This is a genomic window from Microbacterium sp. zg-Y625, from assembly GCF_030246925.1.
Classification (GTDB): Bacteria; Actinomycetota; Actinomycetes; order Actinomycetales; family Microbacteriaceae; genus Microbacterium; species Microbacterium jiangjiandongii.
Map to the genome: position 1 here is coordinate 2,190,047 of NZ_CP126740.1, position 17,568 is coordinate 2,207,614.

The window sequence follows — 17,568 nt, forward strand, 5'->3', positions numbered from 1 at the left end:
AGCATCTCAATGATCGAAGCTCACTCCCTGACCAAGCGTTACGGCGCGAAGACCGCCGTCGACAGCATCGACTTCACCGTGCGTTCCGGGGTGGTGACCGGGTTCCTCGGGCCGAACGGGGCAGGCAAGTCCACCACGATGCGCATGATCATGGGCCTGGACCGCCCGTCATCCGGTTCGGTGACGGTCAACGGCATGCCCTACGCCCGGCACCGTGCCCCGCTTCGGCAAGTCGGCGCGCTCCTGGAAGCCAAGGCTGTCCACCCCGGGCGCAGCGCCCGCAACCATCTGCTCGCGGTGGCCGCCACGCATCGCATCGGGTCGAAGCGCGTGGACGAGGTGATCGCACTCACGGGACTCGACTCCGTCGCGCGCAAGCGCGTGGGCGGGTTCTCGCTGGGCATGGGCCAGCGGCTCGGGCTCGCCGTAGCGCTGCTGGGAGACCCGGCGACGCTGATCCTCGACGAGCCGGTGAACGGGCTCGACCCCGAGGGCGTGGTGTGGGTGCGCCGGCTCGCGCGAAGCCTCGCGGCGGAGGGCCGCACCGTCTTCCTCTCCTCGCACCTGATGAGCGAGATGGCGCAGACGGCCGACCACCTCATCATCCTCGGCCGGGGCCGCATCGTCGCCGACGCTCCCGTGGGCAAGATCCTCGCGGGCACCGAGGGCGATTCGGTGCAGGTGCGCACGCCGCGGGTCGTCGGGCTCTCGCGCCTGCTCGAAGCGGAGGGTGCGACCGTGATGACCCTGGAGCACGACCTGATGTCGGTGACCCGGCTCACCGCCCCGCGCATCGCCGAGATCGCCGCGGCCGCCGGCATCGTGGTCTACGGACTCACCCCGGTGGCGCGGTCTCTCGAAGAGGCCTACATGGAACTGACCCGAGACGACGTCGAATACCGCAGCATGGAGGCGACCCGATGAGCACCACCGCCACGCACCCCGCCCTCTCCCCCGTCGGCCATGATCTGCGTTTCACCGGTGTGGTGCGCGCGGAGTGGATCAAGTTCCGCAGCATCCGCTCCACCTGGTGGGCCTACGCGATCCTGGTGGTGCTCACGGTCGGGTTCGGAGCGCAGATGTCCGCGTCGCTCAGCTTCCAGGGCGTCGAGGTCGTTCCCACCCAAGACGCCATCCAGGACATGGCGGTGTACGCCGTGATGGTCAGCACCGATGTCAGCACGCTCGTCGTGAGCGTGCTGGGCGTGCTCCTGATCGCCGGCGAGTACGGCACCGGCATGATGCGGTCCACCCTCACCGCCGTGCCGAAGCGCCTGCCGGCGCTGCTCGCCAAAGCGCTCGTCCTCGCCGTCGTGACCTTCGTCGTGAGCGCGGTCGCGTTCGCGATCACGGTTCCCATCTCGGTGGGGCTGTTCGCGGGCAACGGTTTCGATGTGGCCCTCAACGACCCGCAGTACTGGCTCGCGCTGCTCGGAGGTGCGGGCTACCTCGTGCTGGTGGGTCTCATCGCGTTCGGCATCGGGGCCCTCCTGCGCAACACCGCCGGGGGCATCGCGGTTGCGGTCGGCCTGGTGCTGGCGGCGCCGCTCGCGCTGAGCCTCGTGCTCGGCTTCGCGTCGTCGGGCTGGGTGGAGAACGTCGCGACGCTGCTGCCGTCGACCGCCGGCAGCCTCCTCTTCAGCTACCCCACCGAGCAGAGCTGGGTGGACCTTCTCCCACCGTCATCCGAGGGTTGGCTCACCGAACCGTGGCAGGGCGGGCTCGTTCTCGTCGGCTGGGCCGTGGTCCTGTTCACCGCCGCGGCCGTGCTGCTCAAGCGTCGGGATGCCTGAGCCTCACGGCCCCGGCTTTCGGACCATGGCTACAGACAAGGAGAAGGACATGACTCAGGAGACGACGACCGGCACGGGCGAAAGCGCGACGGTGCAGCTCGACAGCGGCGATCGCATCAGCAGCTTCACGGCGCGGTTCCCCGATGGGCGGGTCGCCGGACGGGCGGACTTCATCGAGGCGCAGGAGGGGCGCGCGGAGCGCATCTTCTTCCACACCGAGGTCGATCCGGAGTACGGCGGCCGTGGCTTCGGCGTGCTGCTGCTGCGCGAGGCGCTCGCCGACAGCATCCGCCAGGGCGTCACCGTGGTGCCGGTGTGCCCGCTGTTCGCCCGCCACCTCACGAAGCACGGCGGGGAGTACGTCGCCGAGGGCGGGGCCTACCGCACGCCGCGGCGGGCGGACATCGGTCTGGTGGGGCGCGCGCTCAAGGGCGACTGAAACCCTCGCCGACGTTATCGGGGGCGCGCGCAAGCAGCGCCATGACGGCGCGCCCACCGAAGCCACGATGGGCGCGCCGTCATATCCGCTGATCGATCCCGGTTCAGCCTGCGTACGGACCGTACTCGACGGTCAGCGGTTCGGTGAAGGTTTCACCGTCGCGCTCGCCCGTCGAAACGACAGTGAGCTGGCCGGCAGGCAGCAACGTCGCCCTGGTGTTGAGCGACACCGACACCGTCGCACCCGGCGCGACCTGTGTGAAGGTCTTGGAGCCGAACACAGCCTCGACCGTCACCGTCACCGGCACGTCCGCCGGGTTGTGCACGGAAACCGACAGATACGCCTTCGATCCGAGCGTGCGCGGCGTGACCGTCACCCGCGGGGCGTCGGGGCCCGTGCCCTGCACCTGCTCGCCGTCGTAGTAGAGCCTGCCGGTGTCGTCCTTGCTCCACTTCGAGAACCACTGCTCCCATACGTCCCACATCGTGTCCACCGACACGTTGTGATCACGCCCTGCCGTGAAGCCATACATGTAGAGCGGGATGCCCTGGGCGTTCTCCCACCGCTGCAGCGTCGTGCGCTCGAGCTGCCCGACGCCGGTCTGCGTCGAGTCCGGCGCATCCACGTGCCCGACGTGGTTGCGGTCGACCCAGTACGACACGACGTCGCGCACACTCCCGGGGGCCGACAGGTAGGGGTTCCACAGATCGTTCTCGCCCATGTTCAGGAACATCGGCACGATCGAGTTCCCGGCATCCGGAGTCGGGTTCGAGGTGCCACCGTTACCTGCGATGGCTGTGAAGTACTCCGGCATCCGGTACGCCATGCCGTGGTCGAACATCGAGCCGTTCGAGTGGCCGATCGCAAAGCGGCGGCCCGGGTCGGTGTTGTAGTCCTCATCGATGACAGCCGTCAGTTCCTTGATGTACTCGTAGTCGTCTGCCTGGCGTTCCAGAGCGGTGTTGTTCTGGTTCCAGCCGACCGTGAGCGATGACTGGTATTGGGAGCAGGGCACGACGACCGTGAAGCCGTACGCATCGGCGATCTCCCACCATCGCGTGACATCGAAGAACAGCGTGCACGGCTGGGTCGAGCCCGCGAACACGTAGACGACCGGCGCGCCGCCGCCGGCCTCAGCCGCCTGATCGTTCTCGTAGACGAGGTACTGGCGCTTCCACACCTGCCCATCGTCTTCGGTGACGATCAGGTTCTTGACGTCGACGCCGATCTCTTCGTAATCGGGGCGAACGCCGAGCACGTTGCCGAAGACCGACGTGTTGTCGTAGCGCGTGTAGAAGGTCAGAAACTCCGAGATCTGCTGCGTGAGCTCTCGATCGTCGACCGCGAGGTCATCTTCGCGCACCGCGACCTGCGACACGCGCTCGCTGTACGCCGTCGGGAGGCGGTCGGAGTCGGCTTTCTGGTGGAATGTCTGGCCGTACGCGCCGTCGACGGCTTCGTCGATGACGTCGTTCGCGTACTTCCAATACGCCACCGACTCGGCGACATCGTCGGCATCCTCGTTCACGAACCAGACCGGAACCGGCACCTCGTTGTACGGTACCGACACGAATCGCGGATCCGCGTGGGCTTCAGAGAATTTCGGCTGCGGCGCGTAGACCTTCTGGCCGATCGCTTCGATGTCGTCCAGGTCTTCGGTGCCGATGAAGGCTGCGCTCGCCACGAACAGCGGGTTGTTGGCGACGTAGTCCTGCAGCGCCGCGCCGCCCGAACCGTAACCGGCGATGTAGTGCACGCCGTGCGTCGAATAGAAGCTGCGTGCCTCCATCACACGCAGCGCCGCGGTGATGTACGCCGACTCCTCGACCACCGTGCCCCAGTCTCCGGACTCCTGGTCAGCCTCGAGGATGAAAAGCCCCTCGTTCCGTTCGTCGGCGATGTCGATCCAGCCGCTGTCTGTGAGGAACTCCTCGGTATCCCAACCATCCGGAACGCTCACGACTGTGAAGTAGCCGCGCAGATACATGTCTTCGGGGATGTACACCTTGCTCGTGCGCGTCTTATCGCCGACAGTGACGTCCTCGACGTAGTAACCGGTGACCGGGAGCACGTTGCCGCGCATCGTGTCGATCACCGGCGGCCGTGGACCGGTGTACTGCTGCGGATCGAGCGCATCCGCAGACCCGGCGTCGTCGGCGATCGCAGGCACCGGCCCGGCGAATGCCATCGCCACTGCCACGACCCCGGCCGCGAGCCCCACGGCTTGCTTTCGGAACGATTGTCTTCTCATGTGCGGTCACCCTTCGCTGATCCTGCGAGAGCACGCGATCACGGTGTCGGTGAGCGCTGGGGCAACCGATCACGACGTATGCCTGTTCTCGTCATTGAGCACGGACAGCTCGACCTTGGATCGTGTCGCCGGATGGGCGCAATGCATCGTCCCACCCAGCGAGCCAGCACGGGTGGATGCCGTGAATGCTGGTGCCACTATGACGCCGGTAGGGCAGGTCGGGGGGGGCAGTGGCAGCTCGGCCCACCCATGGGATCTCCGTCGCTTGACTCGGTGGTGAGAACAGGGTGTCGGGTATATCCCACACGCCCATCCCGACGAAAGAGCCACTCATGAGCCAGCGCACGACCACCCTCGCCCCCGGGGTCGAATACCACCGCGTACTCGCCGGCGACCAGCGGCGCATCGGTCGCGGCATCCTCGCGATCGTGCTGCTGATGGGCGGGATGTTCCTCTTCAGCATCCTCTTCCCCGTCATCGCCGCCATGGTGCAGGGCCCGGTCAGCCCGGACGACGGTGTGGTGTACACGCCCCTGCTGCACGCCGCGGGTATGTTCGCCGTCGCGCTGCTGACCCCATGGAGCATGCTCATTCAGCGGTGGTTCTACGGCGTGAAGGGTGCCTCGCTGCACTCTGTGTTCTCGCGCTTCCGCTTCGACATCTTCGGGCGGGCGCTGGTCGTCATCGTGCCCGCCTGGACCGTCATCACCGTCGCGCTGTACTGGGCGCCGCTACCCGAGACCACCTGGAGCCACACGGACATACTCTGGTTCCTGCTGGCCACGCTGCTGCTCACCCCGCTGCAGGCCGCGGGTGAGGAGTACGGGTTCCGCGGTCTGATCTTCCGCGTCGCCGGCGGATGGGCGCGCGGGGCGCGGGCAGGGCTCGTCGTCGCCATCGTCGTCTCCAGTGTGCTGTTCGCCATCGCTCACCTCTCGACCGACATGTGGCTCAACGCCTGGTACCTCGTCTTCGCCGTGGGGGTTGCGCTCATCACCTGGCGCACCGGCGGCATTGAGATCGCCGTCGTGCTGCACGCCGGATTCAACACCCTGAACTTGCTGTTCGACGCTGCGTTCCGCGTCGATTTCGCCGATGCGTACGAGCGCTCTGCGGGGGTGGGCTCCCCGATCACGATGCTGCCCGCCGTGGTCATCGTCATCGCTGTCATTGTGGTGTGGGTGCGGACGCGGGGTGCGGGGGCGGCGCGGACGCCGGCGGATGCCGAGGCTCGCGTCGAGGCGGTGCGGGCGGGCTAGCAACCGGGCTGACCACCGGGTGCCGTCCCGGCACCCGGTGTCAACGCCCCAACCGTCGGGGACGGGAGCGAACACCCGCGCCGGGCGCGCGCGACAGGGCTTCCTCCCCTTCCCGTGCCATGCTGATGCGGTACAAGAACAGTCTGAGAAAGCGACCGCACCGTGGCACGACCCGATTTCGAAGCATTCCTCACGCGTGCACGTGATCGGGTCGCCGCCAGCCGGAGAGGGGCGGGCTATTCGCGCAGTCGCGACGGAGAGGTTGCCGACCTGTACGGCACGGCAGCAGCCATCGGCATCCTCATCGCGCTCGGCGACCGCCCCACGGGGGCCGAGGCCGAGAGCGCAGCAAGCGCCGTGCAGTCCTTCCGGACGGCCGACGGCTGGTACGCCGACCCGACGCACGGTCGGATGCACCGGGCGGCGACGGCCCTGACGACACTGGCGGCTCTGGGCCGCAGGCCGGAGGCGCCGGCGGCGCTGCGCCCCCTCCTGCGCGCTGATGCGGCGGCACCGTTCCTGACCGGGCTGGACTGGGACCAGCCGTGGCCCACCTCCCACGAAGCCGCCGGGCTGCTCGCGATCGGGATCGTCACCGACGACGGCGAGGACGCCACGCGGCGCGCCTGGCGGGAGCGCTACCTGGGCTGGCTGGACGACCACGCCGACCCGAACACGGGACTCTGGCTCGGTGGACGCATGGGCCGGCTGGACGAGGACCCGGGGCTCTTCGGGAACCTCGGGTGCAGCTTCCACCTGCACTTCCTGTACGAGCACCTCGGTCGGGCATGGCCGCACGAGGCGGGCGTCGTCGACACCGGACTCGCCCTGCTGCGGCAGGGCACGACGGTGCTCCCCGAGGCGGATGCCGAACCGTCCGCGTGGGGCTTCCGTCAACTGGACTGGGCATATTCAGTGGGCCGGGCCGCCCGAGCGGGCCACCGCACCGCCGAGGTCCGGAGCGAGATGGAACGGCTCGCCGCGCGCGCCGCCGTCGCCTTCTCACACCCGGACGCCGTGGAAGGCGACCTGCACGTGGTTCAGGCCAGGGTCGGCCTTATCGCGGAGCTGGCGCAGCAGATCCCCGATGCCATCGGCACCGGCGGGGTCAGCCTCACCTCGATCGTCGACGTGCGGCCGTTCATCTGACTCCTTCGCTGACCGACGCCCGCCGCGATCCTGATGCGCTACCAGGCATACGCCTCCGGCGCCTGCCCGCCGGGGCCGGGCCAGATCTCGTCCAAGGCAGCCAAGTCGGCGGCATCCAGCTGCACGTCGAGTGCAGCCAGCGCGCTCGTGAGGTGCTGCATGCGCCGCGGCCCGACGATGGGGGCGGTGACGACGGGCTGGTGCAGGAGCCACGCGATCCCGAGCACGGCGGGATCGACTCCCCGCTCGTCGGCGAAGCGCTCATAGCGCTCGACGCGCTCGCGGCGGCCGCCCAGCCGTGAAGCGTCGCTGCGCGAGGTGTCCGCTTTGCGAAGGACGCCGGCCAGCTGACCTCCGGCCAGCGGCGACCACGGCAGCAGGCCCATGCCGTACGCCGCAGCCGCGGGCGCGACTTCCAGTTCGACCATGCGGTTGGCGAGGCTGTACACCGACTGCTCCGTCACCAGCGGTGCCCGGCGGGTGGCGGCCGCGACCTCCTGGTACTGCGCGATGTTCCAGCCGGCGAAGTTGGAGGAGCCGAGGTACAGGATCTTCCCCTGGTCCCGAAGACGGGTGAACGCGTCGAGCACTTCGTCCACCGGCACGCGCCGGTCGATGTGGTGCATCTGGTAGAGGTCGATCCGGTCGGTCTGCAGGCGCTGCAGGGATGCCTCCACCGCTCTGCGGATGTGCAGCGATGAGAGCCCGCGATCGTTAGGGCCGGCCCCCATCGCTTCGTAGACCTTCGTCGCCAGGACTATCTCGTCGCGCACTCCGCGCGCCGAGATCCAGCGCCCGACGAGCGCCTCCGTCTGGCCCGGCTCCGACCCCCAGGGCGGTCCACCGTACACATCCGCGGTGTCGATGAAGTTCACGCCGCTCTCGCGTGCGGCGTCGAGGATGGCGAACGACTCCTCTTCACCGATCACGGGGCCCATGTTCATCGTGCCCAGCGCGATGCGGCTGACCTGCGCGCCGGCGCGTCCGAGTCGGGTGTACTTCATGCGTTTCTCTCCTCTGTATGGACGATGTCCCACGCCGACGGCGCGGGTCTTTCCTTGCTTCGGGCGTGTGACCGGGGGCACTCCGACCGCAGTGACGCGATGCTCAGGGCACGCGGGTGGAGCGCCGCTGAATCAAAGTGGGTTCGTACCTGACGGATGCGAGCTCCTGAGCCGGGTCTGCCAGCGCCGACAGCAGGAGCCGCGCGGCACTGCGGCCCATCTCGAGGCTGGGCTGGCTGATCGAGGTGAGCGGCACGATGGCGGCAGCCGAGAAGTCGATGTCGTCATAGCCGACGATCGCGACGTCATCCGGCACCGAGATGCCGTGATGGATGAGGCTCTGCATGATGCCGAGGGCCACCTCATCGTTGCCGCCGAAGACGCCGTCCGGACGCTCGCCCGCGGGCATGGCGGCGATCCGGTCGCCGATCTCGCGACCGAGCCGCACACTGAGCGTGCTGGTCTCGATCAGGCTGAAGCGCGCGCCGGCGCGGGTGACGGCACGACTCACGCCGTCGTGGCGATCGCGCATCTGCGCCACATGGAAGGGGCCGCCCACGAACATCACGTGGCGCGCGCCGCCGGCCAGAAGGTGATCGGCGGCCATCGCGCCGCCCATGACGTCGTCGAGCGACACGGACAGGCGCACGCCGGTGGGATCGACGCGGTCGACCAGCACGATCGGAACGCCCCGCTTGTCGAAGCGCTCCAGCTCGGACAGGTCATCGCTGACGGGGGCCAGCAGCACCCCATCGAGACGCTGCCTGTCGAACAGTTCCAGGTACCGGGACTCACGATCCCGCGAGTCGAAGCTGTTGCCGACGATGATGGAGTAGCCGGCCTGCTCGGTCACCTCTTCCGCTCCGAGCACGGACTCGGAGAAGAACGGGTTGGTGATGTTGATGACGGCCATGCCGATGACGTCGCTGCGACCGGCGCGCAGCTGCCGCGCGGCGACGTTCGGCACGTAGCCGAGTTCGTCGATCGCCTGCTGCACGCGCCGCGCGGCGCGCTGCGAGACCAGCTCCGGCCTGTTCAACGCGTTGGACACGGTGGCGACCGAAAGCCCGGCCCGCGCAGCCACATCGCGGATGCCGACGTCAGGCATTGCGGCCACCCACCCGCTCGAGGCTCTCCATGAGCCGTATGCGCGCGTCAATCATTGATCCAGGTGCTTCGGCTGGGAGTGAGCCGGTCGATCTCATCCCACAGATCGTCGGGGATGGGAACGTCGAGCAGGGCGACGGTCTGCTCCACCTGCGCTGGGGAGACCATGCCGCAGATCGTGGAGTGGATCCGCGGGTCGCGTGCCGAGAACTGCAGCGCGGCGGCGATAAGCGGCACGTCGTGACGGGCACACGCGGCGCCGATGGTGTCGATCGCCTGAAGCACCTCGTCGGGCGCGCTGCGGTAGTGATACCAGTCGGACACACGCGGCCAGGAGCTGAGGATGCCGCCTCCGTAGACAGCGCCGTTGATCACCCCGAGCCCCGCCTCGGATGCGATGCTGAGCAGCTCGTCCGCCGTGCGGTCCACGAGAGTGAATCGATTGTGCGTGATCAGCGCGTCGAAGACGTCCGTCTCGACGAATCGCCGCAGCAGCTGCGCCGGGCCACCGGCGATGCCGATGTGGGCGGCATAGCCCTCGTCCCGCAGCGCGGCGAGAGTGTCCACGGGCCCTCCCAGCGCCATCGCCTCGGCGAACGTGATGTGCTCCGGATCGTGCAGGTAGAGCAGCGGAACGGAGTCGAGCCCGAGCCGCTCCAGGCTTTCGTCGAGCGACCGCCGCATCCGATCCGCGGTGAACGCGCCGGTGTCGGGGTCACGGTCGAGCTTCGTCTGCACGACGAAATGGGCCGGCACGTTCGCCTGCGCAAGGGCCGCGCCGATGCGCCGCTCGCTCTCGCCGTCACCGTAGTTGTTGGAGGTGTCGAGAAAGTTGATCGGTGACTGCAGCGCGGCATGCACGGTGGCGATGGCGTCTTCCTCCGGCACCGTCAGTCCGTGCACCGGAGAGGACACTCCCCACGCTGCCGTGCCGATGCACAGCGGCGACACCTGGATGCCGGTGCGTCCGAGGCTCACGCGCGGGAGGAGCTGGTCCTCGGGACTCATTCGCACGACTCACTTCTTGAGACCTGAAACGTTTTAGATAAAACGTTTCAGGTATTAAAGCACGCCGGTCACTCTCCGCGCAGCTGGCCGAGTATCTCGGCGTCGCCGCTGCCGGTGGACTCGACGATGCGGCCGTTCGCCACGCGGTAGATGGCGAACTCCGCCACGTTGACGTGACGACGCGTCGGCGCGATGTCTCGAAAGACGCCCTGATGAGTGCCGCTGCCACGCACGTGGGCTGCAATCCGGTCGTCTTCGACCACGAGCTGGATGCGGCGCCAGCGCCAATCCGGGAACGCGTGGAAGAGGTCCGCGAAATCATCGATCCACGCATCCGCTCCCCCGGGAAGGTGCGCCCGCCGCACCGCCGGGTCGAGGAACGACCGGATCGCGTCCAGGTCGTGACGGTTGCAGGCATCGAGGTAGTCCGCGTACCACTCGCGCAACTCCCACGGCTCCATAGGCCCATTATCGAGCCGCTGCTGCCGCGCAGCGGGCGGCGCGTCACCCGAGCAGCGGACGCAACGCCTCCACGAACGGATGCAGCCGCCTCGCCGTGAACGCATCGAGCCCCTCGTCCGCGTCGGTCGCGGCGGCCCAGTCGGAGGTGGCGCGCTCACCGATCGCCATGAGCGCGTGGACCACATCCCCCGTGCGCTCCCGGTCGAGGTTCGGAGCGCGCCGGTGCACCTCGTCGAGGATCTCCCGACTCAGCTCCGCCGTGCGCAGGGCCACCGCCGCGCGCAGTTCGTCATCGGCATCCACGATCCGCCAGCGGACGGTGAACGACGCGCGGTCGGCGGTGCTGTAGTGCACGAGCGCGAGGATCGCGGCGACGACCACCTCCATGGGCGGCAGATCGGCGGATGCCGCGAGGCTCTGCCGCATCCGCTCAGCACGGGTGTCGAACTCGTCCCACATGAGGTCACGCTTGGCGGGGAAGTACGAGAACAGCGTGGTGCGGCTGACGCCGACCCGCCGAGCGATCTCCGCCAGGGACGTCGCGGCGTACCCCTTCTCTTCGAACAGCGCGAGGGCGACGGCGCGGACCTCTTCCCGGCTCGCATGCCGCGGCCGGCCCGGGCTCCGCGCGCTCTTTCGGCTGCCTTCGTCCATGCGGTCACTCTACATTTCCGAACACTGTTCGGATATCCTGGTGGTGGCCGCGCAGAAGCTGCCGGCCCCCACCCGAAGCCGCAGGAGGCCTGTCATGAAGTCCGTCCAGATCACCGGTGTGAACCAGATCGAATGGGTCGAGATCGACAAGCCGGAGGTCGGCCCGCGCGATGTGCTGCTGCGCATGCGAGCGTGCGGCATCTGCGGCTCCGATGCGATGTACGCGAGCTATGGCGGTATCCCGCCCCGCCAGGGCGCCACTCCCCTCGGGCACGAGCCTGCCGCCGAGGTCGTCGAGGTCGGCGCCGAGGTCGAGGGCTTCGCCGTCGGCGACCATGTCGTCATCGACACGATGCGCTTCACGGACGGGCTGCTCGGCTCCGGAGGCGCTCAGGGCGGGTTCACCCCCTACGTCGTCGTGCGCGATGCCGCTGCGGGCGTGCAGCTCAAGGTCATTCCCAACCACGTCCCGTGGGAGGTCGCCGCGCTCAACGAGCCGATGGCCGTGGCCCTGCACGCCGTGAACCGCACCGGTGTGAAGGAGGGCGACAAGGTCGTCATCTTCGGCGCCGGACCCATCGGCCTTGGCGCGCTGCTCGGCTACCGACGCAAGGGCGCCAGCCACATCGTGGTCGTCGACGTGATCCCCTCGCGCCTCGCGAAGGCGCTGGAGATCGGTGCGGATGCCGTCATCGACTCGTCGAAGGAAGACGTCGGCACGCGTCTGGTCGAACTGCAGGGCGACGGCGCGACGCCGTGGGTGCGCGGTGTGCGCCCGGCCACCGACATCTACCTGGATGCCGCGGGCGTCGCCGTCGTGCCCCAGACCGTCACGAGCATCGCCAAGCACGGCGCGACGCTCGGCGTCGTCGCGGTGCACAAGAAGCCGGTGGAGCTGGACTTCGGCGGCATCCTGCAGACCGAGCTGAACATCGTGTGGGCGATGGGCTACCCGACCGAGATCTTCGAGGTGACCGACGACATCGTCGAGAACTGGGAGAAGTACGCCAAGATCATCAGCCACCGCTTCCCCTTCGACCAGACGCTCGAGGCGCTGGAACTCGCCGCGACGCCGGGTGCGGCGGACAAGGTGACCGTCGTCTTCGACTGACATCAGGGAGTGCACCCCCGGTTCGCGCAGCGGATGCGGGGGTGCACTCGGCTCTGAACGGAGGGCTGCGGCGATCCGAGGCCGCAGGCAAGCGTGAGGAAACGACCGCTATGCCCGACGCCGGAGCCAGAGCGCGGTCGTGACGACGAGCGGCACTTGGGTGATCCCGTAGAGCACGTGGAACGAGTAGTGGGCGGGTGTCTGAGCCGGATCGAAGGGAAGGATCGGCAGGGGCAGCACGGTGAAGATTGCGCCCAGGAGGTTCAACACACCCCACCCCAACAGGGCCCACGCCGCGACGGATCGCAGCCGCGTGAACCACGCAGCGACGAGCACGACCGTCAGTGCCAGAGGGAGGACCGATTCCGGGCTGACGATCGTCTGACCGGGTAAATCGGCCATATTGTGCACAAACAGTCCGACCCAGCCGAGGGCAGCGGACACGGGCACCCACGGTGCGCTCCGCCTCGGACCGCCCGGTCCGTCGTGCGCGCCCGTCCTGCTCATGCGGCGGACCCCCATGACGGCGCGGTCTTCCGCACGGTCACTGCGTCTGCACACCACATCGTTCGCGCTTTCCCGTTGTCACCAGCCGACGGCCGGCTCACATGACCGCCTGGCGCGACCCTCGGGGTCGGAGCCTACTGCGCACAGGGGTGAGTCGGAACCACAACGACGTCTCAGCCACGGCCGAGAATGTCAGGTCGGAAACGGGCGCCGTCAGAGATAGGGTCCACCGCATGGACCTCCCGAAGATCGGCGCGCCCGCAGGCCGTGCCCTGGCTCAAGCTCAGATCCGCACGATGGACGATGTCAGACGCGTGGGTCTGGATCACATCGCGACGCTTCACGGAGTGGGCCCGAAGGCCATCGAGCTGCTGCGGGAGGCACTGGCAGAGTGACCGACGCTCACGCGGAGGTGTCGGTCCACGACGCGATGTCGACGCCGTGGTTGTCGGGTGATGCCAGCGACCACCACGCCGGCGCCTGGGTGTCATCGACCAGCCGGCCACCCGCGGCGAGCGCGGCATCCACCCGCGCCTGCGCCTGATCGGCCGGCACGAAGACATCGAAGTGCGTGCGCCCGCGTGCCGGGGCATCGCCGGTGATCGGGTTGAAGGCCAGCTGCGGGCCGCAGCGCAGCGGGTCGACGGCATCCGTCTCGCCGAGCGGCTCGTAGCCGAGCGCAGCCAGGAAGAACGGTCGCACGTCGATCTGCGAGTGCTGTGCCACGTAGATGCCGACCGACTGGGCAAGCGACGGGTCGGCGGTCAGTCCCCGTTCGGCAGCGGCGCGCGACACCGCGGCCGCGAACTGCGGGGAGGCCGTTGGGATGCCCTGTTGCGTGCGGTCGGGTACGCGCACGACGACCCCTTCGGGCCGCAGGTCGACGTCGGGCAGGATGCCGAAGCGTTCGGATGCGGCGACGATCGGGGCGATGAGCTCGGCAGCCTGCGCCAGCGACGTCGCGGTGAAGACGGCGTGCGGGCCGGTCTCGGTGACACGCCAGTCCGAGACGTCGGGGGCGCGGTGGAACTCCGCGGCGGAGATACCCGCCGATGCGTTCGTCGACTCAGTCATCGGAAGAACCCTTCTTCGGCATTCGGCGCCGTCATCGTCGACGGAGCCTAGCGGGCATCACGGTACTCTCGCGGACGCCTTCGTGGCGCGCTGAACGGCGGGGAGGCACGCACGCCGCACGCGCGCGCCTCCCGCAGCGTCAGCGACCGTTGCCTGAGGCGGCGACGTCGAGGATCCAGGTCACGCCGAAGCGGTCCGTGAGCATGCCGAAGCCGGGGCTCCAGGCCGAGGCGGCGAGCGGCTCGACGATCGACGCGCCGGCCGAGAGCGCGTCCCAGTAGCCCTGCACCTCGTCGAGCGCGTCGCCGCGCACCGACAGGAAGAACGGCTGGTCGGTGAGGGTCACGCCGTTCTCGCGGCGGGTCGTGCCGGCGTTCGCCGCCGAACCGCCGCCCTCCCCCGGGATGTCGTACGCCATGAGCCGGAATCCGTTCTCGCTCTCGAGCTGCCCGAACACGACGTTCTGGGCGCCGGGGGCTTCGCGCGGCATCCCGAAATCGCCGTAGGTGGCGATGGAGAGGTCGCCGCCGAACACGGAGCGGTAGAACTCCAGGGCCGCGCGGGCGTCGCCGCGGAAGTTCAGGTGGGTGGTCGTGGTGATGCTCATGTCTGCTCCTGTAGGGATGTCGCCGGGTCCGTCCCGGCTGCGCCCACTCTCGCAGCAGTAGAGGACTGATTCGGTCCTCCACTCCCCCTAGAGTCAAGGCGTGACGACGACAACCTCCCGGCTGCTGAAACTGCTGTCGCTGCTGCAGAGCAGACGCGACTGGCCCGGCGCCGTGCTCGCCGACCGGCTGCAAATCACTCACCGCACGGTGCGGCGCGACATCGAGCGGCTGCGCGAGATGGGCTATCGCATCGAGGCGACCATGGGCCCCGACGGTGGATACCGACTGGATGCCGGCAGTGAGCTGCCCCCGCTGCTGTTCGACGACGACCAGGTCGTGGCGCTGGCCGTCGCGCTGCAGGCGGCGACCGTAGCCGGCGCCGGCATCGAAGAGGCCGCGCTGAGGGCGCTCACCACGGTGCGGCAGGTGATGCCGTCGCGGGTGCGCCAGCGCCTGAATGCCATCGCCTTCACCACCGCGCCCCGCCCGGGCGACGGCCCCGCGGCATCCGTGTCGCCGCAGGTGCTCATCGCGCTGTCGAGCGCCGTCCGCGCGCACGAGGTGCTGCGGTTCGACTACGCGAGCCCGGGCGGTTCCGGTGATAGGGCTGCGGATGCCGAGCCGCCGCGGCCGCGCCGGGTGGAGCCGCACCACCTCGTCGCGTCGCACGGTCGCTGGTACCTCGTGGCGTGGGACCTCGACGTGGACGACTGGCGCATCTTCCGCGCCGATCGCATCACGCCGCGCGCGCCGACGCGGCTGGCGTTCGCGCCGCGCGAGGTGCCGGGCGGCGATGCGGCGTCGTTCGTGGCCGGGCGGTTCAAGGGCTCGACCCAGGGTGACGCGTGGCCGTGCACAGGAACAGTCATCCTGCACCTGCCCGTCGACGCCGTGCTGCCGTTCGCCGGCGACGGTGTGGTCGAGGCGCTGGGACCGGACCGCAGCCGCTACACGGCGGGGTCGTGGTCCTGGGTCGCGCTCGCGGCGTCGCTCGGACGGTTCGACGCGGATGTGGAGGCGGTCGAGCCGCCCGAGTTGGCGGCGGCGTTCGCGCGGCTGGCGGAGCGGTACGCCGCGGCGGCCGGCGGAACGCCGCCGGCCGCCTGACGACTGCCCTGACCCGCCCGCGGCGCGCACGCGGGCTCTTGCTAATCTCGCCCCGTGGCCACGAGAGTCCTCCTCCATTTCCATCCGGACTGGCCTTATCGCAGCACAACAGTTCTCGACGCCATGGCCTCGAGCGGTCGGTACCTCTCTCAGTTCGAGACCGGCACGTCCAACGGAGGTCTCACGGCTCATCCCGGCGGCGATCGCTGGCGATGGGAAAGCCGCCTCTTCAACGGCCGTTACGACACGACACCCGCTGACGCTCGCCCGGTGTACGGGGCGGTCGACCTCGGAGACATGCACGGAGCCGCCCCGCGATTCGGCTCAGCGTTCCTCCGCCTCGCGCCCGAGGCGTCTTCACGAGCGACATTCTGTTACCCCGATTCGGTGTTCGACCCGGACCGGATCGGGGGCGTGGATGACCTGCCAGCGCTCGTCGAGCGGATGCTGTCCGACGACCTCGAGCCATTGGATCGCTATGTCGAGGCGCACGTCCACGGGGGCGTCACCTTCGCAAGGGATGTCGAAGCGATCGTTCTCGACCCCTGTTACAGAGGAACGGCCGTTCATGCGGCCGCGGCGCGCCTTTCCGAGGTCGACTTCCATCCCGGCTTCAGAGTCAACACGGATGCGCTTGACCCCGGGTACCGAGGGCCGCGGTACGCAGCCCTCGCGGCATCCCTCGCGGATGAGTTGACTCCCGACGTCATCGGGGTCGCCGCCCGTTCAGGACTCCACCCCGCGCAATCGCTCAAGAAGGTGTGGCACTTGCTCGCACGGTATGGGCGGCGCGCAGACGACCGAGACAGCTAGCCGCCCGAAGACGATCAGGTAGGGCGCCCAGCGCTACACCTGACGCAGTTGGAGCGTGACCCGGTTTCCTGGACAGTTCGCGTGCCTTGATCATGCCGCAATTTCAGCGAAGACCCGAGCAGCTGTTGTCGCGGACCGCCGCGCTCGCGCGCGGGATCGCGAAGCACCAAACCGGGCCATCGGATGTCGTCGCTGCTGGATAGAGTCCGAGCATGGTTTCGTATACGGCACTCACAGACCGTTCGGCGGTTCTTTGGGCACTTGAGAAGTTCGATCGCATCGGACGGGAGGCGTTTCTCGCCGAGTATCGCTACCGCGAGTCACTCGACTATTACCTCGTTCACGAAGGACGGCACTACGACACCAAACCAGTATTTGCCGCCGCGTACAAGCGGCAGCACGGGCACGCGGCAACCGGCGTCCAAGGCGGCAAGGCTGCGGCCGCGAGACGCCTGAAAGAGTTGGGATTTGTCATCACTGAACCCAGCCATCCCAGCCCACGAAACCAACGAACGCACCGAGCCCGAGGCGCAGAAGTGGCGGCGTCACAGAGCGCCGTCTGCCCCAGATGCTTCACGGTACTTGCGGTGAGCGGCGCTTGCTCACATTGCGTCGACTAGTAGCGTCCTTTAAGCCCCGGTCGACGATCGCGGAGACTCCGAGCGCAGGGCCTCGTACGCGGAGCGAAATGCCGCAGTCACGTCCCGGCCATTCTCCCGAGCGCGTGCCGTCGCGAGCCTAGGCCCGCTCGCATGCGCAGATACAAGAGACCGGAGCTCCTGCGCCTCGTATTCCCTGGCCCAGTCGAGATCGTTCGTCGCTCGGTCAAACCGAACACACACGGCCAGATCGATGTCGAGGGTTCGGAACTGAAAGATCCGCTCAACCCCGCGTGGAAGGGTGCGCGTCTTGACTTGCACCCGCCGGCTCTGCGCATCGAGGAGGTCGTATCCCTTCGTACCGGGCGCGGGCAACGTGCCGCCGTAGACCGCAAGCGCGAGCGCCTCGCCTACCTCGCCCTGGATGCTTCCAGACGTTCGAGATACACCGCGGCGCGCGAATTCTTGCCCTATCCGCGCGTGAAGCTCGAACAATTCAGCGGTCGTGAAGTCGCTCAGGTCAACGGTGCTCATGAACGGCAACCTACCCTCACACCACCCATTGCGATGACCGGTTGAATCCGCCAAGGGGTTCATCGGCAAATAGACCCCTGGTGCACCTG

Annotated in this window: 20 protein-coding genes; 10 read left to right on the forward strand and 10 right to left on the reverse strand. The window is 68.5% G+C overall.

Annotation, left to right across the window (positions count from 1 at the left end; all coding sequences use genetic code 11):
• Positions 1-9 precede the first annotated feature (9 nt).
• The 3 genes from QNO14_RS10080 to QNO14_RS10090 are packed head-to-tail and all read left to right on the forward strand — an operon-like array spanning position 10 to position 2,232.
• A complete protein-coding gene (locus QNO14_RS10080; RefSeq protein WP_257495618.1) occupies positions 10-924 on the forward strand; it encodes an ABC transporter ATP-binding protein in 915 nt (304 codons plus the stop codon).
• On the forward strand, positions 921-1,793 hold the full coding sequence (locus tag QNO14_RS10085) for an ABC transporter permease subunit (protein WP_257505151.1): 873 nt from the start codon (positions 921-923) through the stop codon (positions 1,791-1,793). The genes QNO14_RS10080 and QNO14_RS10085 overlap by 4 nt, the downstream gene beginning before the upstream one ends.
• Before the next feature lie 49 nt (positions 1,794-1,842).
• Positions 1,843-2,232: a GNAT family N-acetyltransferase gene (locus QNO14_RS10090; protein ID WP_257505152.1), complete on the forward strand. Its 390-nt coding sequence runs from the start codon at positions 1,843-1,845 to the stop codon at positions 2,230-2,232.
• Positions 2,233-2,335: 103 nt separating this feature from the next.
• On the opposite strand, the gene QNO14_RS10095 is transcribed toward QNO14_RS10090, so the two are convergent.
• Positions 2,336-4,483, reverse strand: a complete 2,148-nt coding sequence (locus QNO14_RS10095) for a CE1 family esterase (protein WP_257505154.1) — start codon at positions 4,481-4,483, stop codon at positions 2,336-2,338.
• Positions 4,484-4,815: 332 nt separating this feature from the next.
• Here QNO14_RS10095 and QNO14_RS10100 point away from each other — a divergent pair, with 332 nt between their 5' ends.
• A complete protein-coding gene (locus QNO14_RS10100) occupies positions 4,816-5,742 on the forward strand; it encodes a CPBP family intramembrane glutamic endopeptidase (protein WP_257505155.1) in 927 nt (308 codons plus the stop codon).
• 162 nt (positions 5,743-5,904) lie between these two features.
• Positions 5,905-6,891 carry a hypothetical protein gene (locus QNO14_RS10105; protein ID WP_257505156.1) on the forward strand — a complete coding sequence of 329 codons (987 nt, stop codon included), beginning with the start codon at positions 5,905-5,907 and terminating at the stop codon, positions 6,889-6,891.
• Between the two features lie 38 nt (positions 6,892-6,929).
• On the opposite strand, the gene QNO14_RS10110 is transcribed toward QNO14_RS10105, so the two are convergent.
• From QNO14_RS10110 to QNO14_RS10130, 5 genes are all read right to left on the reverse strand, one after another.
• Entirely contained in the window at positions 6,930-7,895 is a 966-nt protein-coding gene (locus QNO14_RS10110; RefSeq protein WP_257505157.1) for an aldo/keto reductase, read from the reverse strand.
• Between the two features lie 103 nt (positions 7,896-7,998).
• Positions 7,999-9,003, reverse strand: a complete 1,005-nt coding sequence (locus QNO14_RS10115; protein ID WP_257505158.1) for a LacI family DNA-binding transcriptional regulator — start codon at positions 9,001-9,003, stop codon at positions 7,999-8,001.
• Between the two features lie 47 nt (positions 9,004-9,050).
• On the reverse strand, positions 9,051-10,010 hold the full coding sequence (locus QNO14_RS10120) for an aldo/keto reductase (protein ID WP_257505321.1): 960 nt from the start codon (positions 10,008-10,010) through the stop codon (positions 9,051-9,053).
• Between the two features lie 68 nt (positions 10,011-10,078).
• On the reverse strand, positions 10,079-10,471 hold the full coding sequence (locus QNO14_RS10125) for an ester cyclase (protein WP_257505159.1): 393 nt from the start codon (positions 10,469-10,471) through the stop codon (positions 10,079-10,081).
• A 43-nt stretch (positions 10,472-10,514) separates the two neighbouring features.
• Positions 10,515-11,126, reverse strand: coding sequence for a TetR/AcrR family transcriptional regulator (locus tag QNO14_RS10130; RefSeq protein WP_257505160.1), 612 nt, complete (start codon positions 11,124-11,126; stop codon positions 10,515-10,517).
• 94 nt (positions 11,127-11,220) lie between these two features.
• On the opposite strand from QNO14_RS10130, the gene QNO14_RS10135 reads away from it, so the two are divergent.
• Positions 11,221-12,237: a zinc-dependent alcohol dehydrogenase gene (locus QNO14_RS10135; RefSeq protein WP_257505161.1), complete on the forward strand. Its 1,017-nt coding sequence runs from the start codon at positions 11,221-11,223 to the stop codon at positions 12,235-12,237.
• A gap of 108 nt (positions 12,238-12,345) precedes the next feature.
• Here the strand turns inward: QNO14_RS10135 and QNO14_RS10140 are convergent, their stop codons facing one another.
• Entirely contained in the window at positions 12,346-12,681 is a 336-nt protein-coding gene (locus tag QNO14_RS10140; RefSeq protein ID WP_257505162.1) for a hypothetical protein, read from the reverse strand.
• Between the two features lie 296 nt (positions 12,682-12,977).
• Here QNO14_RS10140 and QNO14_RS10145 point away from each other — a divergent pair, with 296 nt between their 5' ends.
• Positions 12,978-13,139 carry a helix-hairpin-helix domain-containing protein gene (locus tag QNO14_RS10145; protein WP_257505163.1) on the forward strand — a complete coding sequence of 54 codons (162 nt, stop codon included), beginning with the start codon at positions 12,978-12,980 and terminating at the stop codon, positions 13,137-13,139.
• A gap of 7 nt (positions 13,140-13,146) precedes the next feature.
• On the opposite strand, the gene QNO14_RS10150 is transcribed toward QNO14_RS10145, so the two are convergent.
• Complete coding sequence (locus QNO14_RS10150) at positions 13,147-13,818, reverse strand: VOC family protein (RefSeq protein ID WP_257505164.1); 672 nt, start codon at positions 13,816-13,818, stop codon at positions 13,147-13,149.
• A 139-nt stretch (positions 13,819-13,957) separates the two neighbouring features.
• On the reverse strand, positions 13,958-14,425 hold the full coding sequence (locus tag QNO14_RS10155; RefSeq protein ID WP_257505165.1) for a VOC family protein: 468 nt from the start codon (positions 14,423-14,425) through the stop codon (positions 13,958-13,960).
• A gap of 100 nt (positions 14,426-14,525) precedes the next feature.
• Between QNO14_RS10155 and QNO14_RS10160 the strand changes: the two genes are divergently transcribed.
• The 3 genes from QNO14_RS10160 (at position 14,526) to QNO14_RS10170 (ending at position 16,966) form a co-directional block, all read left to right on the forward strand.
• Positions 14,526-15,533 carry a helix-turn-helix transcriptional regulator gene (locus tag QNO14_RS10160; RefSeq protein ID WP_257505166.1) on the forward strand — a complete coding sequence of 336 codons (1,008 nt, stop codon included), beginning with the start codon at positions 14,526-14,528 and terminating at the stop codon, positions 15,531-15,533.
• 54 nt (positions 15,534-15,587) lie between these two features.
• Complete coding sequence (locus QNO14_RS10165) at positions 15,588-16,346, forward strand: DUF3626 domain-containing protein (RefSeq protein ID WP_257505167.1); 759 nt, start codon at positions 15,588-15,590, stop codon at positions 16,344-16,346.
• 212 nt (positions 16,347-16,558) lie between these two features.
• Positions 16,559-16,966, forward strand: a complete 408-nt coding sequence (locus QNO14_RS10170) for a ScoMcrA-related endonuclease (protein WP_257505168.1) — start codon at positions 16,559-16,561, stop codon at positions 16,964-16,966.
• A gap of 9 nt (positions 16,967-16,975) precedes the next feature.
• On the opposite strand, the gene QNO14_RS15355 is transcribed toward QNO14_RS10170, so the two are convergent.
• Positions 16,976-17,542, reverse strand: a complete 567-nt coding sequence (locus tag QNO14_RS15355; protein ID WP_374113919.1) for a DUF6998 domain-containing protein — start codon at positions 17,540-17,542, stop codon at positions 16,976-16,978.
• Between the last annotated feature and the right edge of the window lie 26 nt (positions 17,543-17,568).